This window comes from Pseudomonas fjordensis, from assembly GCF_976987115.1.
This window is the reverse complement of the sequence record NZ_OZ336860.1, coordinates 990,280-1,009,634: the sequence shown is the minus strand read 5'-3', so window position 1 is coordinate 1,009,634 and position 19,355 is coordinate 990,280. Positions and strand designations below refer to the sequence as shown.

Annotated in this window: 21 protein-coding genes; all 21 read left to right on the top strand. The window is 54.7% G+C overall.

What is annotated here, in order from left to right:
* The first annotated feature begins 1 nt into the window (after nt 1).
* Nucleotides 2–760, top strand: coding sequence for a hypothetical protein (locus tag ACWHXD_RS04515; RefSeq protein WP_020303020.1), 759 nt, complete (start codon nt 2–4; stop codon nt 758–760).
* Entirely contained in the window at nt 760–1,458 is a 699-nt protein-coding gene (locus tag ACWHXD_RS04510) for a DUF2786 domain-containing protein (RefSeq protein ID WP_020303019.1), read from the top strand. Before ACWHXD_RS04515 ends, ACWHXD_RS04510 begins: the two co-directional genes overlap by 1 nt.
* Nucleotides 1,455–2,174, top strand: a complete 720-nt coding sequence (locus tag ACWHXD_RS04505; protein WP_020303018.1) for an HNH endonuclease signature motif containing protein — start codon at nt 1,455–1,457, stop codon at nt 2,172–2,174. Before ACWHXD_RS04510 ends, ACWHXD_RS04505 begins: the two co-directional genes overlap by 4 nt.
* Nucleotides 2,158–2,376 (top strand): hypothetical protein, encoded by a 219-nt coding sequence (locus ACWHXD_RS04500; RefSeq protein WP_020303017.1) that lies wholly within the window; start codon nt 2,158–2,160, stop codon nt 2,374–2,376. The genes ACWHXD_RS04505 and ACWHXD_RS04500 overlap by 17 nt, the downstream gene beginning before the upstream one ends.
* Complete coding sequence (gene dnaB, locus ACWHXD_RS04495; RefSeq protein ID WP_020303016.1) at nt 2,373–3,722, top strand: replicative DNA helicase; 1,350 nt, start codon at nt 2,373–2,375, stop codon at nt 3,720–3,722. The genes ACWHXD_RS04500 and dnaB overlap by 4 nt, the downstream gene beginning before the upstream one ends.
* A 162-nt stretch (nt 3,723–3,884) precedes the next feature.
* Nucleotides 3,885–4,406, top strand: a complete 522-nt coding sequence (locus tag ACWHXD_RS04490) for a hypothetical protein (RefSeq protein WP_020303015.1) — start codon at nt 3,885–3,887, stop codon at nt 4,404–4,406.
* The gene (locus tag ACWHXD_RS04485; protein WP_020303014.1) at nt 4,403–4,642 is read left to right on the top strand and encodes a type II toxin-antitoxin system HicA family toxin; all 240 of its coding nucleotides are present in this window, start codon (nt 4,403–4,405) and stop codon (nt 4,640–4,642) included. Before ACWHXD_RS04490 ends, ACWHXD_RS04485 begins: the two co-directional genes overlap by 4 nt.
* Nucleotides 4,642–5,643, top strand: coding sequence for a nucleoid-associated protein YejK (gene yejK, locus ACWHXD_RS04480; RefSeq protein ID WP_020303013.1), 1,002 nt, complete (start codon nt 4,642–4,644; stop codon nt 5,641–5,643). The genes ACWHXD_RS04485 and yejK overlap by 1 nt, the downstream gene beginning before the upstream one ends.
* Before the next feature lie 34 nt (nt 5,644–5,677).
* The gene (locus ACWHXD_RS04475; protein ID WP_020303012.1) at nt 5,678–5,914 is read left to right on the top strand and encodes an Arc family DNA-binding protein; all 237 of its coding nucleotides are present in this window, start codon (nt 5,678–5,680) and stop codon (nt 5,912–5,914) included.
* Nucleotides 5,911–7,677 (top strand): ParB family protein, encoded by a 1,767-nt coding sequence (locus ACWHXD_RS04470; protein ID WP_020303011.1) that lies wholly within the window; start codon nt 5,911–5,913, stop codon nt 7,675–7,677. The genes ACWHXD_RS04475 and ACWHXD_RS04470 overlap by 4 nt, the downstream gene beginning before the upstream one ends.
* A gap of 27 nt (nt 7,678–7,704) precedes the next feature.
* Entirely contained in the window at nt 7,705–8,412 is a 708-nt protein-coding gene (locus ACWHXD_RS04465) for a DUF2857 domain-containing protein (protein WP_020303010.1), read from the top strand.
* Nucleotides 8,409–9,719, top strand: a complete 1,311-nt coding sequence (locus ACWHXD_RS04460; protein ID WP_020303009.1) for an STY4528 family pathogenicity island replication protein — start codon at nt 8,409–8,411, stop codon at nt 9,717–9,719. Before ACWHXD_RS04465 ends, ACWHXD_RS04460 begins: the two co-directional genes overlap by 4 nt.
* Nucleotides 9,716–10,726 carry a hypothetical protein gene (locus ACWHXD_RS04455; protein ID WP_139129477.1) on the top strand — a complete coding sequence of 337 codons (1,011 nt, stop codon included), beginning with the start codon at nt 9,716–9,718 and terminating at the stop codon, nt 10,724–10,726. Before ACWHXD_RS04460 ends, ACWHXD_RS04455 begins: the two co-directional genes overlap by 4 nt.
* Nucleotides 10,727–10,733: 7 nt before the next feature.
* Nucleotides 10,734–11,459 (top strand): PFL_4669 family integrating conjugative element protein, encoded by a 726-nt coding sequence (locus ACWHXD_RS04450; protein ID WP_020303008.1) that lies wholly within the window; start codon nt 10,734–10,736, stop codon nt 11,457–11,459.
* Between the two features lie 5 nt (nt 11,460–11,464).
* The gene (locus tag ACWHXD_RS04445; RefSeq protein ID WP_032905007.1) at nt 11,465–12,004 is read left to right on the top strand and encodes a DUF3158 family protein; all 540 of its coding nucleotides are present in this window, start codon (nt 11,465–11,467) and stop codon (nt 12,002–12,004) included.
* Nucleotides 12,005–12,019: 15 nt separating this feature from the next.
* On the top strand, nt 12,020–12,475 hold the full coding sequence (locus tag ACWHXD_RS04440; protein WP_020303006.1) for a single-stranded DNA-binding protein: 456 nt from the start codon (nt 12,020–12,022) through the stop codon (nt 12,473–12,475).
* A gap of 103 nt (nt 12,476–12,578) precedes the next feature.
* Nucleotides 12,579–13,022, top strand: a complete 444-nt coding sequence (locus ACWHXD_RS04435; protein WP_020303005.1) for a hypothetical protein — start codon at nt 12,579–12,581, stop codon at nt 13,020–13,022.
* Nucleotides 13,023–13,083: 61 nt separating this feature from the next.
* A complete protein-coding gene (locus tag ACWHXD_RS04430) occupies nt 13,084–13,281 on the top strand; it encodes a CrpP family ICE-associated protein (protein WP_073451677.1) in 198 nt (65 codons plus the stop codon).
* A gap of 97 nt (nt 13,282–13,378) precedes the next feature.
* The gene (topA, locus tag ACWHXD_RS04425; protein WP_020303003.1) at nt 13,379–15,283 is read left to right on the top strand and encodes a type I DNA topoisomerase; all 1,905 of its coding nucleotides are present in this window, start codon (nt 13,379–13,381) and stop codon (nt 15,281–15,283) included.
* Nucleotides 15,284–15,391: 108 nt separating this feature from the next.
* The gene (locus ACWHXD_RS04420) at nt 15,392–17,272 is read left to right on the top strand and encodes a hypothetical protein (RefSeq protein WP_069557502.1); all 1,881 of its coding nucleotides are present in this window, start codon (nt 15,392–15,394) and stop codon (nt 17,270–17,272) included.
* Complete coding sequence (locus ACWHXD_RS04415; RefSeq protein ID WP_020303001.1) at nt 17,269–19,224, top strand: DEAD/DEAH box helicase; 1,956 nt, start codon at nt 17,269–17,271, stop codon at nt 19,222–19,224. The genes ACWHXD_RS04420 and ACWHXD_RS04415 overlap by 4 nt, the downstream gene beginning before the upstream one ends.
* Nucleotides 19,225–19,355: the final 131 nt, after the last annotated feature.

Genomic DNA, 19,355 nt, shown 5'->3' with positions numbered 1-19,355 from the left:
GATGGCAAAGCCCTCTATCACCGATGCTCGCAGCATTTCTGCAGACGTCATCCTTGAGATTGGCAAGTACTACAGCGCTCAACAATTACGCAGCTTGCAAGCCAAACTTAGTGGTACCGCTCGTGACATCCATTCCCTGACAAGTGGTACGCATCTACCCGGCCGTATAGGCGCTCACTTGAGCTTTGAACAGCGTCAGCTTTTGCAGGACGCCGCGAAGCTTATTGAGTCAGTAAATTCAAACATACGGCACGCAAAGGAGAAGCGCGGCCGCGACGAAAACGTGGCCAAGCGGCGTCAACAAGCACGAGATGCGGAAGCGAAGCGCCTTGTAGCTGAAACATATCTGGAACCTTTCGTCCCTGACCCAGCAGCTCTGGAACCACTCCTGGATATTCTTAAAACAGCGCTGACGCTCAACCGCGCAGACGTTTTCAGGAATGGTTATTCCCCTGGTGAGTTCAATCTCAGGCTGCGTGATTACCTGTCGCCTGCCCGCACACGAAAGCTCATCGGCTGGACCAGCCCAAGTGCGTTCTGGATAAGCACGGTGCTCTCCCTGCGCAATGACGTTGTGCAAGCTATCGAGCAGGACATTGCTTACGACGATGGTTCCAGCGTCCAGGACCGTCTAAATATGCTGAAACAGAAGGTTTCGGACTGTCGCGCCCAGGTTTACCTCTCTGTGGATGAAGAGGAAACACTGCGTCTTTGGTCAGAGGCGCTCTCCCCTCGTACCCAGCACGAAGGGGGTGAGTGATGGATAAGCAACGAGTTCTTGAAAAAGTTGCTAAATGCTTTGCACTGGCCAACTCCAACGGTGCATCGCCTAATGAAGTTGAAACAGCGCTTCGCCAGGCCCGAAACCTGATGAAACAGTACAACCTCGAAGCCATCGAGGTTGCGGCTCATACGGTAGATGAAGCGAGCGTTGCCACACATACCCGCCGGGCTCCCCAGGATTGGCTTCACCTGCTCGCCCAGACTTGTGCGCGAGCGTTCGATTGCCAACACATTGCCTATTACAACCCTTTACAGGGTTGGTCTTTCAAGTTCCTTGGCAAAGGTATTTCGCCAGAGCTCGCTGCACACGCGTATTCCGCACTGCTTCACCAATTGGTGGCAGCACGCCGCGAGCATGTGGCCCAACAAAAGCGATGCCAACTGAAAACCAAGCGTCGTCGCGGCGCTCTGTTTGCCGAAGGTTGGATAAACGCCGTGAGTTACAAAGTGGCTGAATTCGCCGGTTCTATGGACAGTGAAACAAGCAAAGCTATCAGCACTTACTTGGAACACCACCATCCAATGCTGAAAACCTTCGAGATCCAGTCCCGTGAAGCCAAAGGCCACGATACCGGGTCGCTAACCGCAGGTTGGAATCAAGGGCAAAACGTTCGGCTCCACCACGGTGTAGGGAAAACAGGCCACACCGCTCTCATTACCGGAGGTGGGCAATGACACGTCAATGTCTATCCCCTCTTGCTAAGGCGACCTTGGAGCATGCGCGCTCCCAATTGGGGCTGATGCCGGATCAAAAGCATCATATTTGGAGTGAGGCTGAGGAGCGCATGCTCATTGCCCGCTATCCCAACGAAACGACCCAGGCCCTGGCCGATGAAATCGGACTCAGCGTCTATCAGGTCTATGCCAAGGCCAAACGCCTTGGCATATCCAAGAGCGCTGAATTCCTAAGCAGCAATCTCTGTGGCCGATTTGATGGTAGCTCAGGCACGGAGCACCGCTTTGCCAAAGGCATGACCCCTTGGAACAAAGGCGTCAAGGGACTCCCCTCAGTCGGCCGCATGGCAACAACACAGTTCAAAGCAGGAAACCGGCCCGAGAACTGGCTCCCCGTTGGCAGCCTGCGCACAACACAAGATGGGTATCTGCAGCGAAAAATCACTGACACCGGTTACCCACCAGTTGACTGGCAAGGTGTGCACATCCTGTTGTGGGAAGAGCACTACGGTCCCGTGCCCATCAACCAATGCGTGTGCTTCAAGGACGGTAATAAGGCCCATATCGCTCTCGACAATCTAGAGCTGCTCACACGAGCGGAGCGTATGCGCCGTAACACCATCCATCGCTATCCGGAAGAGCTGAAGTCCGCCATTCGCGCCATCGGCAAACTCAAGCGCACCATTCGTGAGGCTGAACATGAAAAACAAGATTGAGGATCTCCGCAATCACCTGTTCGTCACTATTGAAGGCCTGCTCGACCCCGACAAACCAATGGAACTTGATCGCGCCAAAGCCGTGGCCGAAGTTGCGCAGGTGATGATCAATTCGGCCAAGGTCGAAGTGGCGATGGTGAAGGCTCTGGACGCGGTTAGTGGAAGCGGCTTTATGCAGATTGGTCAGGAGCCCTTGAAATGAACCACCTCGACCTCTCCCCCCCCCACTCCGTCGAGGCAGAACAAGGCGTATTAGGCGGGCTGCTGCTCGACAATAACGCCTGGGATCTCGTCGCAGACAAGCTGGAATACTCGGATTTTTTTCGGCACGACCATCGGTTGCTGTTCGGGACTATTGCCAGCCTGGCCGACAAAGCCATTCCATTCGATATCGTGACCGTACATGACGCATTGGAGAATCCCGACGAAGCGGGTGGTCTCGCTTACCTCGGCGAATTAGCCAAAAACACACCGTCAGTGGCCAACATAGAGCACTACGCATTCATCGTACGTAACCGCTCTCAGCTCAGGCAGCTCATGACCCTGGGCTACCAGTGCTCTCGCGAAGCTACAGATCCGCAGGCCGACGCCACGGAAGTTCAGGAGTCCATCGAGCAGCAACTCTTCGCCTTGGGGGAAGGTAAAAGCGCGTCGGAGTTCGTCAACATCAACAAGTGCCTGACGGCGGTCGTCGAGCAAATCGATGAGCACTTCAATGGTGATGTAGTGGTGACCGGCGTGCCTTCAGGTCTGGACGATCTGGACGAGATGACGTCTGGTTTCCAGGAAGCCGACTTGATCATCCTCGGCGCACGTCCGTCGATGGGTAAAACATCTCTGGCCTTGAACTTTGTGGATACAGCGCTGCAGGCAAAGCCTGATCGTACGGTCCAGGTTTTCAGCATGGAGATGCCCGCTAAAGCGCTGCTCTATCGATTGATGGCCATCCTTGGCCATCTCGACCTTGGCAAGCTATTGAAGGGCAAGCTCGATGACGAAGACTGGCCAAAACTGACCGCCGCAGTTTCGCGCATCAATAGCTACGGTGAGCGCTTGGTCATAGACGACTCATCAGGTCTTACACCTGGTGCGATCAGGGCCAAATCCCGCCGTGCGGCTCGCCGGTTCGGCCACCCGAGCCTGATCCTTATCGATTATCTGCAGCTCATGCGCTGCCCAGGTCAAGAAAACCGGGCGAATGAAATCAGCGCTATCTCCCAAGCACTTAAAGCGCTGGCCAAGGAGATGAACTGCCCTGTAGTCGCTCTTTCTCAGCTCAATCGTGAACTGGAACGCCGCCCGAACAAGCGCCCTATCAACGCCGATTTGCGTGATAGCGGCGCCATCGAACAGGACGCGGACCTGATCATGTTCGTGTACCGCGACGAGAAATATCACCCGGAGACCGAACACAAAGGCATTGCAGAAATCATCATCGGCAAGGCTCGTAACGGCCCGACCGGAACGGTGCGCACCGCCTTTATTCCACACCAAACCCGCTTTGCAAATCTCAGTGCCAGCAGTGGCTGGCAAGGGGTTCAGCCATGAAAAATACTCCCGCTATCTCTCATTGGTGCCGTCATTGTGACGGTCACCATCCGATACATCAGGTGAGTGGAGTTGTACCGGCCTCCCCTGACGGTGAAGTGGACGTGCTGATTTGCCCAACCTGCAATAGCTATGACATCGAGGAGCTTCTGGAGGTGTCAGATGCACAGTAACGTCTCCCTTTTCCCAAGCATTCATGCCGGTGCCGGGTTCGAAGCCTCGGCCGTGGTTCACGCTCATAAAACGGGGATCAACCCCGTTGAACTGGACGCTCTTGCTCAATCGATTGGTCGCCTTGCTCGTGACCACAGCACAGTAGTCCCGTTGAGTATGCGAGGCGATCTTCTGGAGTTTCAGGAACTCGGCTACATCGAGGTATCCGAAACAGCAAGCTCAACGCTTACCGTCGAACTGCTCTGCGCAGGTGCGTTGCTCTCAAGCTACTTCTGGTCGGTTTGGGTTCCCCGTCATCTCCAAAGCTGCTCGTTGAAAGTGGCTGTGATGTCCCACCTGCAACATCCAGAGCCAGTTCAACACTGCAGCGTTGTATTCCGCGTGCCAGGCGCACGTGAAGCAACACGTCAATTTCTACATGAGCTGGGTACCAAGTTTCCTGGTGATCAGGCTGAAATCATTGCGATTCAGGCCGGCAACGTTCTGGCAGACAAGGATGTTGACCAATGACCGTCAGCCGTTTACGTGGACAGCACGAGAACCTTCGCTATTTGGTGGAGTTTGCTGAGGCTAACGGCTGGACCGTCTCTCGAACTCACGGTGGCCACATCAAATTCACCAAAGCTGGGCTTGGGTCCATTTACACCTCGTCGACCTCAAGCGATCACCGCTCAGGCCTCAACGCTAAGGCCCGACTTCGTCGCGCTGATCGGACTCAACCTCAACGTACTCAGGAAGCCATCTAATGCCTATTCGTCATTGCATCGTTCACTTGATCGACAAGAAGCCCGACGGCACACCTGCGGTCCTGGATGCCAGCCAACACGAATTGGCGAAGTCGCAAGCCCTAGAAAATATGCTGTCCGACTTCAACGAAGCCTACAACGCAAAACAAGGTAAAGCGTGGGGCTTCTTCCATGCAGAGTCCGGCGCATACCCTTTCAGTGGCTGGCTAAAGATGTACTTCGACGGTAACCAGGACTTCACGCAGTTTAGCCTGGAGGCAGTCGAGCACCTGCAACGATTGATGGAAGAGTCAAATCTGTCCACGGGTGGCCACGTTCTATTCGCGCACTATCAACAAGGCATGACCGATTATGTGGCGATCGCCATGCTGCAACACAGAGAAGGCGTCATGGTGACGGACGATTTGGACGTATCCCCATCGCGTCACCTAGACCTTGGCCAACTGCACCTGGCAGCGCGGATCAACGTGTCCCAGTGGCAGAACAACAAGCAATCCAAGCAATACATCTCATTTATCAAGGGCAAGAGCGGCAAGAAGTTTTCGGAGTACTTTCGCGAGTTCATCGGCTGCCAGGAAGGCGTCGACGGCCCGGGCGAGACCCGCACCCTGCTCAAGGCTTTCAGCGACTTCGTTGAAAGCGAAGACCTGCCGGACGAATCCGCACGCGAGAAAACCAAGACCCTGGTGGACTATGCCAGCAGCCAGGCCAAGCTTGGCGAGCCCATTGGCTTGGAAGAACTGTCGAGCTTGATCGATGAAGATCGGCCAAAAGCGTTTTACGACCATATCCGCAACAAGGATTACGGCCTGTCGCCGGAAATCCCGGCGGATAAGCGCACCCTCAACCAGTTCCGCCGTTTCACCGGCCGCGCCGAAGGCTTATCCATCAGCTTCGAAGCGCACCTCCTGGGCGACAAGATCGAGTACGACGAGGCTTCAAGCACGCTCACCATCAAAGGTTTGCCTACCCAACTCAGTGATCAGTTGAAACGTCGCTGAACATACCCCTGCCCGATAAGTAATGGAGAACGCTATGAGCAATGAAACCAAACGTCAGCTCGAAGAAAAATTCGTAGTCCGCCTTCCGGACGGAATGCGCGAGCGAATCGCACTGCAGGCACGTGAAAACACCCGGTCAATGAACTCGGAAATCGTTCACCGCCTGGAAGCGACCGCGGGGCTTGAAGCCGCTTTGGATCGAGCCCACAAGATCATTGACCAACTGTTGGCTGCAGCTCCGGCCAATGAGCAAGCTGGGGCAAGAGTATGAAACCGTCATTGGCCCAGACTATGAAAGAAAAGCTGCAGCTTCCTGGATTTGAATCCAAGTCGCCAGCTGCTGCTCGCTTGAGCGACCCCATCGTCGACACACCGATGTTACTGACATTGGATGAGACGCTGCCGTATGACGAAAACCCACGGACTACGCGCAACCCAAAATACGACGACATCAAGGAGTCGATCCGTCAGCGTGGCCTGGATACGCCTCCGCCCGTGACCCGTAAGCCTGGTGAGGAGAAGTTCCGGATCAGGAACGGCGGCAACACTCGTCTCGCGATTCTGAATGAATTGTACCGTGAGACTGGGGACGAGAAATTCTTCAGGTTCCACTGCCTGTTTCGTCCGTGGGATGCAGTCCGGGGGGAGATTATTTCTCTCACCGGGCACTTGGCCGAAAACGATCTGCAGGGGCAACTGCTGTTCATCGAGCGGGCAATTGGTGTCGATAAGGCAAGAGCGCTATATGAGGAGGAAGCAGGCGGATCGATATCTCAAAGTGAACTCTCTCGACGTTTGAAAGCTGACGGGTATCCGATCTCTCAGCCCCACATCAGCAGAATGCAAGATGCTATTCGCTACTTGCTTCCTGTAATTCCTGCAATGTTGTACTCCGGCCTCGGATTTGATCGAGTTATAAAACTGTTAGGTTTGAGAAAAACCGCCCTTCAGTGCTGGGAGCGTAATTATCAGCAGCATGGAAACGAGCTGCCTCTTGAATTCGAAACAGTCTTCCAAGATGTTCTGTCTCAGTTTGAGGGAGATGCCGAAGAGTTTCTGTTTCAGCGCTTCCAGGACGAGTTGATAGCTCAACTGCAAAAGCCGCTGAATCTCGGGTACGAGAAAATCCTGCTGGAGATTACCCAGAATCAGGACCAATTGCGCAGATCCACACCGATACTCGAACTGCCTCAGCCCACCATAACCTTCGGCAGTGTGTCGCAGGGCGGTAGCTCGACCGAGGGCGGTAACAATCCCCCTCAAAACCCGGTACCACAATCGCCCTCCCACCAAACCGGGGGATGGATTAAAACGAGCACAACACCACAAAAAAGCAAAGAGCCAATCAAGCCGCAGCTCACGCCTCCGCCCTTGGAACAAATGAGTCCGGAGGAACAGAAGAGCCGGCTAGACGGGCACGTTGCGAGCCCGGTGAAAACATCTGCCAGGGTCGAAAAGATGAGGCGCGAAGTCGCGGCGCTTGATGGGGAGATTCTGCCTGACTTCGCGGCCAATGCTTTGGTGGCCATCCCGGTTCAAGCCGGTGGACTGAATCCCATTTCTGACCTCTGGTACATCGAACGCGAGATCGATAATCCCGTCACCCTGCGCCAGCATATCGCTCAGTTGGCACGGGAAGTTGCGACCACAGTCAATGCACCTGGTGAATTCCTGGACCTCGACGGAGGGGTGGGCTTTAGCTATCGACATCCAACTGAAGACGTCGAAGTCACCGCTACAGCCCAGCACACTTTGACGCTGCTCCAATCATTGAGCGGCTCAATCGCCATCGCGCTGAAGATGATTCAGCAACAGCCTGAACAGGCTGGTTCACTTGCCGATTTCGAATTTGCTGCAGGTCTCGGCCAGATCCTATTGGGTCAGCCCTATGCCAAGGATCAATCTCCAGAGAACACGAATCGTCTGAGCGATGGCGCGCTGGTGAAGCTCTTTCGAATTATTCGTCTCGCAAGACGTTTGATCGACTTAGAAATCAAGTCAATGGCCAACAACAATCCGAGTTCACCTAGCTGATTGGGTCGATGGCAGGGAGAGAGTCGTATGTCCAAAACACCTATCAATGAAGCCATCCTGTCTCAGGTGCTGCACCACATGCGCAACGGCCAACTCCGTCGCTGCATAGAGATGGGATTGGAGCCCGAAATCTTGGCCCAGCTTCAACAACCTTCGGTGCTGAGCTTGCTGCTTAACACTCCCGTTTCCTGGTGCAGTGTCACGATAGATGGAGACATGGTGAAAAAGCTTCTGACCGGGGCTCAACGATCAGACGAGGAAGTGCGCATGATTGAACGTGCTCTTCGACTCGGGGCAACGACACAGATGCTGCAACAGTTCTTTGGCTTATCCCCCCAAGATGTTGCCCTTCAACGCCTGGTGATTGGCGTAACAGCACGCCGTGGCCGGTGGCGAGAGTTTAGCGAAGAGATGGATGCTCAGCTTTGGTACCGCTGGACCCATCTGATGAAAGAGCATCAGGTTGAGCTGGATGACAGCCTGGCGTTGCTGGACGTGGCCATGCTGGTGGCAGAAGAACTCAATGCTCCACAGGGCGCCGACTCAACTGAAGGCACGGAAAACCTCAGTTTAGCGATAATCTGGCACCGCGTTCAGTCATGGATCAGAGACGGCCTTTATCCGCCTTCGCATCCAAGCGCTGGATTTACAAAAGGTTTGAAGCTGGTGTCATCGGCCAACCATCAGTTGGCCCTACCAGTAGTTACACTGGGGCAAGGTGACAACGACCTATGAAGTTGTCCCGGCTCCCCTTCTCGACACTTCTGGACTCTGCATCAGGGCATCTTGAGGCTCATCTGCGTCAGAAAAAAGAGTCGATGCCCCCGGGGATTGAGGGCTCAGCGCCCTACTCCGGCATTATTTTCAGCGGTAACCCTCATGAGACAGTTCCTCGTCGATTGCTTCTGGATGATCGACTGTCTCCGCTTGAACGAAACGCCTGGCAGGTATTTCGCCTACTGATCAATGACGACGGCCTGACGGCGTTCCCCACCTATGAGCAGCTACGGCCATACCTGGGCATGCTACCCGGCAGACCGGCGTCCCGTGAAACGGTATCAAAAGCCTTGGTCACCCTTCGCCTGACTCGCTGGCTCAGCCTCGGTCGTCGCGTGCGTAATGACCTCAGTGGTCAGGTTCAAGGCAACGTCTACCTTCTTCACGATGAACCTGTAACGCCTGGTGAAGCGCTGGAGTTCGACAAAGACTATCTGCAGTTACTCGCTCAATCGATGGAGCATCAGACCAAGGCGATTCGTGAAGTTGCTGAAATAGCCTGGAAGGAGTTCGCCGCAGATCCGGAGGTTGGTCAGCGATTACCGACTCGGTTGAACATCATCGAAGCTCGCTTGAACAGTCAGCCATGGGTTCAGGCAACAGCCCTTCAGCCTTTGACTGCTCCCGAGTTCGGAATCCGAACTCAGCAAAATATAGCTGCCTCCACACTGAGTTCGGAATCCGAACTCAGTGAATCCAGCGGTAAGCGAATCGCTTTTGAGCTGAGTTCGGAATCCGAACTCAGCCGTAAATCACTGAGTTCGGACTCAGTTCGGAATCCGAACTCATATAGTACGTATACAGATACAAACAAAGATGTTTGTAAAAGCTCTGTACATGTACCGCCCACGTCAGATGACACGGCTGCAGACCTCCTGGATGCCCTGCACCGGCTGCCCACGGATCAAAAACAGAGTGCCCTTGTGGCGTTGCAGAAAGTCCCACCAGAGGTGAAGCCTGCGCTCATCAAGCAATGGGTGCACCGTTGTGATACGGGAGGCGTTCGAAACCCTTTTGGGTATCTGATGACGCTTGTCGCCACGGCGGTACGAGGTGACTTCAACAGCAATTGGAAGCCAGACGACAAACCACGTCTCAACCACATGAACACGGGTAGCCCGTCGACGGGCTCAAGCACCGTTGAAGTTGCTCAACCGGTGAAAGCGATGGTGACTCCACGCAATCCGGAATCGATACAAACCGCCAATCAAACACTGAGCGAGATGCTGCACCTGCTAAAGCCCAATCGGAGCACACATTCATGACTCCGGACGGAAATGTCAGTCAGCCAAGCTATGCCGCCCGCATGGCGCTGACCAGACTTGATACCGGTTATGGCAGAGAGCTGAGTGATTCGGGCCGAATCATTCAACCAGGATCCCAGGTCAGCGGCATAGCCGAGCTGAGTGTTGCTGCCCGCAACACCCAGCCAGGATTCGATATCGGTGGAGGCATTCAGCCAAGTGATGCGGCCCGCATCACCCTGACAGAATCCGTAATCTGTGGTGGCCGTCGGCTGAGTGCTGTGGCCCACACCACTCACCAGGGATCAGATACTCCAGGTGGCAACTCAAAGCTATGTGGGCCACATAACTACCGGCTGGATGATGCGGCCCGCATCACCCTGACAGAATCCGTAATCTGTGGTGGCCGTCGGCTGAGTGCTGTGGCCCACACCACTCACCAGGGATCAGATACTCCAGGTGGCAACTCAAAGCTATGTGGGCCACATAACTACCGGCTGGATGATGTGTCCCGCATCACCCTGACAGGAACCGTGATCTGTGGTGGCCGTCGGCTCAGTGCTGTGGCCCACAACACTCAACAGGGATTCGATACTCCAGGTGGCAACTCGAAGCTATGTGGGCCACATAACTACCGACTGGATGATGCGGCCCGCATCACCCTGACAGGATCCGTAATCTGTGGTGGCTGTCGGCTAAGTGCTGTGGCCCACACCACTCAACAGGGATTCGAAACTCCAGGTGGCAACTCGAAGCTATGTGGGCCACATAACTACCGACTGGATGATGCGCACCGCATCACCCTGACAGGATCCGTAATCTGTGGTGGCCGTCGGCTCAGTGCTGTGGCCCACAACACTTACCAGGGATCCCGGATCGCTGACGGCAGTCAGACAGACAATGTTGCTTCTCTCCTTCTATATATAGACGCCTCAACAAATCCCCTTCCGTCTGACTATGGATTTAATGCTGCGTCCGTAGCAGCCCAATTGCAGCATGGCCATGTCAATCCTCTTTCCAAGGAATAACTGCACCATGGCTGACAATTACCGGCTCAATATTGGCTCACTACGCAGCGATGTGAAGCTCACCCTTCACACCCATCATGCTGCACGGATCTGGATGGGACGCCCAAAAAACGATCTCAAGGTCGGCATCATCGGATTGTCGGGCTTCTGCACTGTAGTCAACCGCATGTCACGTGGCGCCCAGCAGGATGATCCGTATTCAGACTGGTGGATGATCCAGCTTGAAGAGAAGATCCGCGATTCAAAGGAGGCACTCAAAACCATCGAAGATCGTCTCGATACAGCCATGGCTTCCCTCCCCCCGGCCATCAGTATCAGCGAGAACCTGTCCATCCAGCCTGTCAGCCTCCCTCTATACATCGCCAATCCACTCGGCTTCCAAGCCGTGTACCTACTGACCAACTACGACGAAATTGTCAGGCGCATTTTGCTGGCCCAGCACGTCGGTCTGGTCGGTCGTCACGACATGGAAACTTGGATCGATGAAGGCGCAGCCGTGCTGCGCAGACTTTTTGGTCTGGCCCAGATCTATAAATACTCCGGCGCTGCACGCGATGACTTCGCCGCCAACAATGCCAAGGCTGAAGCAGCCCGCAAAATGTATGAGCGTTACGGAGAACTGCCGCAGGACATCCTGGAAGGCACCCGCCGCTCCAACTTTGCTCCCCCCATCATTCGCGGCCAACAGCAATCCGAGGCGAGTGATCACTTTGATGATGCCGAGGAAGGCTGATGGTCATGGGCCAGACGTCCTCAGAAGACGGCGTGCTGCAACAGACCGCCTTCCGACCACTGCAACAGGATGCCTTCCAACGACTGCAACAGGCTGCCTCACTAAAAGGCCTTTTAAAGCCTTTTAAAGGTAAGGGGGAACTGAGCCAATTTGCCGATCTATGCCGGGTTCAAGAATCGGAATTGAAAGCACTTGCCCAGGAAGTGCTGAGCCAGGCTCGCCGGTATCCATTCACCCTTGTGCCAGTTCGACTGACAGAACAGAACACCCAGGCAGGAACCCAATTTCTGAGATGGCAGCAGGTGACGGACCGCCGAATGGGCGTAGGTGTCTGGGCAGACATGATGGGTTCATCCAGAACACCGGAAGCCATGCTGCAGGACTTGTACGCAATGGAACTGCAGCGCATCACGTTGAACATGCAAATGAGCTTGATGCACTCAATTGCCAAACAGGCCGCCGAGTGCGCCGAAAAAATGGGCCAGGCAGAGGCCGTGTACACCGCTCGACTGCAGCAGCTCACCAATCAAACGCAACATCCATAACGTCGGAGAATACTCATGTCCACACCCGTACAAGGCTGGGAAGGCAATATCGGCTCCACCCCGGAATTCAAAGAGTTCGCCAACGGCAACAAGGACCCACGGAGGCTCATGCGCGCCAACGTCTACTTCGACAACTCGATTCCGGACGGTAAAGGCGGGTATGAAGATCGAGGGGGATTCTGGGCGAATGTCGAGTGGTGGCACAAAGACGCTGAACACTACTCGCACCTGTTTCAGAAGGGCATGCGCGTGATCGTTTCCGGCCGAGCCGTAATGGATCGCTGGGAAAAAGACGGTGAGGAAAATGCGGCTCTGAAGGTTCAAGCCTCGCGGGTCGCCATCTTGCCGCACAGGATTGCGAGCGTGACCCTGGCACCGTCACAGAGCCAAGGCAGCACGTCACGTGATCAATCCAGTCCGCAACCTGCCCCTGATTTCGACGACTACCCGGACCCCGACCGTCAGTTCTGATTGCAGGGGCTTAATTTCGGCCCCCCAATCGTGAAGCTCGTGGTGGAGGGAAAAACATCAACGTCTTTCCCTCCCCAATCGTGAAGCCTTAAGGTGTATGACAATGCGGGACGATGATGAGGTGAGGAGTCCAGATGGCTGGCTTCTGGTAGCAGCGGATCACCCCACGTTGGGACGGCTGTACTGGCGGTACTGTGATGAGAGCGACGTCAACGCAGCAGACTTCTACGGTATCACCGACAACATTCGACTCGCCTCCTGGATAAAAGCTGGTTGGCGTGATAAAGACGTCTGGGCTGATGACTACAGTGACATGAGCTCATTCGTTGCACGAAGATTCATACAAGAGCTTTTGAACCCTGATCGCTACGACACCAACTATTTCGAACTTTTTAACTGGGATGATGAGTCTGAGGATCTTGAGCTTCATGGCGATTTACACGATTTTCAACGACGAAGTGGTCAGTCCGTTGAGTTCTTCGTGCATTGGCTAAGGGCCACCAATTGGTTCGACATCCCGGCACCTGGCTGCAACACCCTCCCGTAAAAAAATCGCGCCAAGCGCGGATCTGCTGGAAGATGAATTTGAGCATCGTGGAGCAACCGCCATGGGTGATAACGCTTTCTTGCCTAAAGCCACTGACAGGCGACGTTGCAACAATCCTCACCTGACGGTTTTTGCCACTGGTGCGGCCGCTGCGCGGAAAGGGCTACGGGTGTATGACTGCCCTTACCAACATCCCGCTATGCGTGCGTCTTGGCTAAAGGGCTTTGCCCAGGCACAGCAGCTCTCGCTGGACCTATAGCCGCTTAATGCCCTCCCCCGCGCATTGACCATTTCCTATTGAAGCCCTACCTGCCTGACGCAACAGTCCCACTCTGATTATTTGAGAGGGACACACCGTGAAGCTATTGATCATCGAGGCACCTGGTAAGCTGAAAAAGCTCCAGCCAATGATGAAGAAGCTACGCCCAGGCGAAGACTGGCAGGTGGTTGCCAGTGGTGGGCACATCCGCGACCTGCCGGCCAAAGGTCAGGACGACAGCATGATCACCACCGGAGTACGTAAAAACTACACACCGGTGTACGAGATCCTGGATAAGAGCGGCAGAGCCGTCAAAACGATCAAGGCCGCAGCGAAACAGGCCAGTGAAATTTACCTCGCAACCGACCCTGATCGTGAAGGTGAAAGCATCAGCTGGCACATCCAGCAGGTACTGGCGGTCAAAAACTACAAACGCATTACTTTTAACGAGATCACTCTCAAGCGCGTTGAAGAAGCACTGGCCAATCCACGACAAATCGATCTGAACAGGGTTGCCTCACAGGAATGCCGGCGTGTTCTGGATCGCCTAGTGGGTTACCTAGTGACCCAAGAGTTGCGGCGCCTGATGGGCAAACCTACTTCCGCTGGCCGCGTTCAATCACCCGCCGTGTTTCTCGTGGTCTTGCGCGAACGCGAGATCCGCAACTTTCAGGTGATCAATCACTTTGGCGTGCGTCTGTTCTTTGCCGACGTGAGTCGGGGCACCACTTGGTATGCCGAGTGGCAACCGGTACCGGATTTCGCAAGCAAGGACGTCCCCTACGTTCAGGATATCAACCTGGCCCAACTCGTCGCCGGCACGCGCAACATCGTTGTCGAGTCCTGCGAGGATCGCAAGGCCGAGCGTCATCCTCCCGCACCATTCATCTCCTCGACCCTTCAACAAGCTGCTAGCAACGCCTTGAAATGGGATCCGGACAAAACCATGCAGGTGGCCCAGCGCTTGTACGAGCAAGGCGTGATCACTTATCACCGGACGGACAACCCCAATGTCCCAGACGAAGCCATGGAGGATATTCGAACGGTGGCCAACGCTCTTGGATTGAACGCCGTAGATGAACGGCGCACGTTTAAAGCGGCCGAAGGCGCGCAGGAAGGTCACCCTGCCATTACACCGACCTATTGGTCCGAAAGATCCGCCGGTGAAAAAGATGACGAACTGGCCCTGTACAAGTTGATCTGGGTTCGGGCGTTGGCCAGCCAGCTTGAGGCCGCTATCTACGACGTGCGTACTGCGAAACTGCTCGCTGTTGGTCCAGGCGGCAAAGCCCTGCGCTTCACTGCATCGGGCAAAACACTCTGCCATCCGGGATGGATGAAGGTGCTCAAGGGCGATGATACGGATGAAGAGGAAGACGCAGAAGCAGACAACCCTGTGCCAGCGCTCACTCCAAAACAGATTCTTTCGGTCCACAGCGGCGAACTGCTGAAGAAGAAAACTCAACCACCGTCACGCTACACCAAGGCCAGCCTGATCAAAGAAATGGAACGGCGCGGTATCGGTCGTCCAAGTACGTTCGCCTCCATCTTGAAGAACATCACCAGCAAAGGACTGATCGAGGAAAAGAGCCGCAAACTGGTACCGGCGCCTCTGGGGGAGGAAACGATCGCGAAGCTCGAAGGGTTCTTCAGTTTCGTGGAGCTGGATTTTACGCGGGAATTGGAGCGCGACCTGGACAAAATCGCCCAGGGCCAAGACACCTACGGCGCCGTCGTTGCACGTCTGCATAAGCGCCTGGAAGAGGAACTGTCTCAGCAACGTGGTATGCCAAGTGTGCCAATGGCGTCAGCTCCACGCCCAGCCACAGCCGGTGGCGCTTTCAACTGTCCCAAATGCAATCAGCCTCTCGCAAGGCGTCAGAAAAAAGGGGACGGCGGCTATGACTTCTGGGGCTGCACCGGGTACAGGTCCAACGGCTGCAAAGTCAGCTTTCCCTCACTGAATGGCAAACCAGACTTCGATAAACCCAGAGGGGTTTAACTCTTACTACCGAGAGCATAATTCACTGCTAACGGTGTTATGCATTAACGCTGGAACCTACCTCTTCCGTACCTGACATTCCTCTGCGAATAGCGGAGGAGGTCACGGGTGAGCGAACAGAAAAGACAATCGGTGTTGGGACTGCGCATCTTAGCGCCGAAGCTGGAAAAGTTCTCAGATCGCCAGATTGAAGTGGCCCAGACTTGGGCTTTGCATTTTCAGATCTCACCTTCCCTCCTGACCTCGTTCATCGAGCACTACCTCAACTCTAATGTCCACTCCCGCTGCTGGTGTGTGGCATGGGACAGTACCAATGCTCAAACGCGCCAGGTTCTGGCCAGGATCGGCAACCAGCTTCAGTACTTCGACGGCCAGCAATTAATGGCCTGCAAGATCGTAACTAAAGATCGCGTACATAAAAAAAAGCCGTCCGTCCAGGTAGCCCAGCAGCTGCTGCTGAGATTTAAGGGGCGTTGGTTTGCTGATGTGCTTCTGACGTCGTTTTGCAAGTCTGCACGAGCGGCAGCAGTTGCGCTCGCGGTTGAGGATCTGGGTAGTTTTATTTCCAAAGGCTCGGATGCGTCGGTAAGCAACAATCGTTACTTCAACCCGCGCACGCAGTTTTACTTGAAACAGATCGGCAGCACGCTGAAGCAGTATTGCCAGTGCCTGGACCAGGAACTTCTATTCGCTATTCGTTCAGCGCAGTGCCCTTCCCCAAAGCTCTATAACTGGCTGGCTCAAGGGGACCGCGTACGTCGACTACAAGCCCTCAAGGTTCAACCGGTGCTAATCCCTCTCTTAGTTTTGGCCAACCAATGGCCTTGGCCATGGGACGAAGAGCAAAAGATTTTCCTGGAAAGCCCATGGGATGAACTTCAAGAGTTTCGACCTATCTTGCGCGACGACGACTACTGCGTGGAATCCAGGGAATGCCTAGTGGGCCGTATCACGGACGCTGGCCTCCCCCTGAACGACATCTTGGCATGGCTCTTACAAGCTCCAAGAACATCAGTTCGGTACTTGGGCCAACAACGCGTTTTTGATACCGGCAGCGCATTGACGCGAATAAGCCGTGAAGGTCCGGATACTCCGTGGCATCGATTGCTGCTTGGAGCAGCAATGGTCAACCGCCGCCCTTCGACTAAGACGCACTGGAAAACCTTTTTTGCATTGCTGGATAAGATTCCCTATCAACTTTTGGAGCAGACAAAAGACTGGAGCAGGTTGTTCTCAGGATGTCCGACAGAGTGGTCCAACCCTGATTGGCTTCAAATTGCTGATAGGCTGCAAGATCTGAATGATGTTTTTAATAGCGTTGATGAAAGCGACGGACCCGACGCCCGTGACGCACTGCAAAAACTCAAAAGCTTCATAGGTACTGCTACCTATCACCAGATCGCCAACTTAGTGGATGGCTTTCACCTGGCACTGATAGACATACGTGAAGCTCTTGATGCCGCAGATCCCCAAACAAAAGCGGACTCTTCAACGCCCTGGAGGACGCTGCTTAATTCGAACGACACACTTCTCGTAAGCCCGAATGGGCTGCAAATTGTCGAGCTGAAATGCCCAGCGGACCTTGATGCAGAACATCGAGCGCTAGGCCATTGCATTGATGGTTACGACTACAGCGCTTATCGAGGCAACTGCCGTCTTTTTTCAGTACGCGAAAACGGACAATCATTGGCCTCTGCCGAAATCCAAATGGATGAGAGTGCCTGGGGCAAGACACCGGCAAAATTGACTTCTAAACACTTGGTCACGATACAGCTGAGAGGGCTCCGCAATCGCACACCTAGGTCGGGCTCAAGGGTTGACCGGGCTTACCAATGGTTTTGGGCAAAGATCAAATCAGGTGAGATCGAGGTCAACCTGGAATGGCCCGACCACACACTATCCATGCCCCGCTATACAAATCGAAACCGGAAAAAGCTGCACGCTCAAGCGTGCACAGAATGGATCAACCAGCGTTTGAGTAAAACATGAGCCGTCCGCGCCTTTTGAATAGTCGGCCCCATCTGGTCGAGAAGGTTATTTTCGACGGTTATGACTTCGGGATTCTGCTGCAGTACGTCGAGGGGGCCAACCGCCTGTTTCTTGAGCGTGATGGGTTCTACATACGCCGTGCGGAGCATCCTCAACATCGCTACTGGCGAATGCCCAAGGGTAAATTGCTGGATGACCTGGATCTGCTCTTCCACCGTCTGATGGAGTTGACGGAAGGCCGTTTCAACGAGAGCTGGCAGACCTTCTCTGCAAAGCTTGCAGCAGCACAACAATCACCAGACCGGCAAGCATTCACCTGGGGTCTAACGTTTCGAATTGCTCCACTGGCTCAGGGAGGCATTCTGCTGTCGGGCGATTATCACCCTGGAGCCGTCGCGGTATCTCGGCGTATGCACGGCGTGTTCCTTGGCCAGTCCAAGTCTTGGCGCATTGATTCGACCGCCGAACTGGTGCGTTCCAACCTCATCCTTGAGCTGGGGCTTTATGAAGATCAGTTCGAGATCCTGGACACCGTGCAGGAGCTGCTGACCGACGGTTCCATTGTTCCCGCTGATGAAGTCACCCGCATCAGCCTCGGAGGCCCGCCGCAAGAGCGCGCAGCCCCAGTCGGGCAGGAGGAAGTCTCAACAGACGTTTACCTTGCCGCTGTGCCATCCATCGAGCGGACCGAGTTCACTAGCGAGCAAATCGACCAGGCGTTGACGGGGCATTCATTGCTGGACCATCAACCGGCAGGCATCCGGCATTTGTTGCAACGAACGAGCGCTTTACTCGCTGATGACATGGGCCTAGGCAAAACACGTCAGGCCATCATCGCCGCCGCTATTCGAGCGGGAGACGGACCCATCCTCGTCATCACCTTGTCGACCCTGATTATCAACTGGCAACGTGAAATCCAGATGGTGTATCCCGAGGCCAGAATAGGCCAGCAGGTCTTCGATCCCTCGTTACAGTGGACCATCATTAACTACGAGCGCTTGGGCGACTATGTCCTGCAGGCCGGCCATTTTGAAGTGATGATCATCGATGAGGCTCACCGCCTGAAAGAGCCCACCGCGGCGTGGACACGTCATGGCTTCGACATTGCCGCCAAGGTACCCAATCGCTATTTGTTGACTGGTACACCCGTCCTGAATCGAGAGTCAGAACTTCACACGCTATTGCGGCTTTCCGGCCATCCCGTTGGGAAGCTGTCACTCAAAGAGTTCTGCGAACAGTTCGCCGGCAGCCCAGAGTTTCGCAAGAACCTTCGAGAGGCGATTGGCGACTGGATGCTTAGGCGCCGCAAAGACGTGCTCACGGAGCTCAAGGGTAAGCAACGGCAGACTTTGCCGGTAGAGCTGTCAGTCGAGGAACGTCGTGAATACGACCGGATACGCTTTGAAGACAGACCAAGTCTTGCCAGGCTAGGCTCGCTGCGCCAGTTGCTGGAGCAGGTGAAGGTTCGGGTCGTCATGGAGCTGCTGTGCGAACTGGATGTGGAAGACAAAGTCATCTTGTTCTGTGAGTTCAAGGACACCGTCAGCACGCTGCGTACTGAGTGCGAGCAAGCCGGATACGGTTGCGTTACCGTGGTAGGCAGTGACTCCCTCGGCAAACGCCAAAAAGCGATCGACCGTTTTCAAAGTGATCCTGACACCAGAGTGTTCGCTGCGACCACTTCTGCCGCCGGTACCGGAAATAACCTGACGGCAGCCAACTATGTCATGTTCCTGGGACTACCCTGGACACCAGGATTACAAGATCAGGCTGAGGATAGAGCCTACCGGAATGGGCAGCTACGCATGGTTGTGGTGAAAATCCCGCTGGTGGAGAACACCATTGATCAGATGCTATGGCAAATGCTGATGGATAAACGACAACTAGCGAGCGACCTGATAGAGCCGGATGCAGCGGCCAACGCTAGATCCGAACTGGTGAATTACTTGTGAGCAATTCAATAGGCTTTCTCCAAGACTGAATATCACAATGTTATGGCAAACGGCTTAGTTTAGCGCTCGCATAAAAACCCTAAGACGCAGTTCTCTATTTCCTGCTGCATCGTCAATGACTGGCTGTCACT

Coding starts and splice junctions, on each gene's coding strand:
- ACWHXD_RS04515 (WP_020303020.1), top strand. CDS start 2: ATGGCAAAGCCCTCTATCACCGATGCTCGCAGCATTTCTGCAGACGTC.
- ACWHXD_RS04510 (WP_020303019.1), top strand. CDS start 760: ATGGATAAGCAACGAGTTCTTGAAAAAGTTGCTAAATGCTTTGCACTG.
- ACWHXD_RS04505 (WP_020303018.1), top strand. CDS start 1,455: ATGACACGTCAATGTCTATCCCCTCTTGCTAAGGCGACCTTGGAGCAT.
- ACWHXD_RS04500 (WP_020303017.1), top strand. CDS start 2,158: ATGAAAAACAAGATTGAGGATCTCCGCAATCACCTGTTCGTCACTATT.
- dnaB (WP_020303016.1), top strand. CDS start 2,373: ATGAACCACCTCGACCTCTCCCCCCCCCACTCCGTCGAGGCAGAACAA.
- ACWHXD_RS04490 (WP_020303015.1), top strand. CDS start 3,885: ATGCACAGTAACGTCTCCCTTTTCCCAAGCATTCATGCCGGTGCCGGG.
- ACWHXD_RS04485 (WP_020303014.1), top strand. CDS start 4,403: ATGACCGTCAGCCGTTTACGTGGACAGCACGAGAACCTTCGCTATTTG.
- yejK (WP_020303013.1), top strand. CDS start 4,642: ATGCCTATTCGTCATTGCATCGTTCACTTGATCGACAAGAAGCCCGAC.
- ACWHXD_RS04475 (WP_020303012.1), top strand. CDS start 5,678: ATGAGCAATGAAACCAAACGTCAGCTCGAAGAAAAATTCGTAGTCCGC.
- ACWHXD_RS04470 (WP_020303011.1), top strand. CDS start 5,911: ATGAAACCGTCATTGGCCCAGACTATGAAAGAAAAGCTGCAGCTTCCT.
- ACWHXD_RS04465 (WP_020303010.1), top strand. CDS start 7,705: ATGTCCAAAACACCTATCAATGAAGCCATCCTGTCTCAGGTGCTGCAC.
- ACWHXD_RS04460 (WP_020303009.1), top strand. CDS start 8,409: ATGAAGTTGTCCCGGCTCCCCTTCTCGACACTTCTGGACTCTGCATCA.
- ACWHXD_RS04455 (WP_139129477.1), top strand. CDS start 9,716: ATGACTCCGGACGGAAATGTCAGTCAGCCAAGCTATGCCGCCCGCATG.
- ACWHXD_RS04450 (WP_020303008.1), top strand. CDS start 10,734: ATGGCTGACAATTACCGGCTCAATATTGGCTCACTACGCAGCGATGTG.
- ACWHXD_RS04445 (WP_032905007.1), top strand. CDS start 11,465: ATGGGCCAGACGTCCTCAGAAGACGGCGTGCTGCAACAGACCGCCTTC.
- ACWHXD_RS04440 (WP_020303006.1), top strand. CDS start 12,020: ATGTCCACACCCGTACAAGGCTGGGAAGGCAATATCGGCTCCACCCCG.
- ACWHXD_RS04435 (WP_020303005.1), top strand. CDS start 12,579: ATGCGGGACGATGATGAGGTGAGGAGTCCAGATGGCTGGCTTCTGGTA.
- ACWHXD_RS04430 (WP_073451677.1), top strand. CDS start 13,084: ATGGGTGATAACGCTTTCTTGCCTAAAGCCACTGACAGGCGACGTTGC.
- ACWHXD_RS04415 (WP_020303001.1), top strand. CDS start 17,269: ATGAGCCGTCCGCGCCTTTTGAATAGTCGGCCCCATCTGGTCGAGAAG.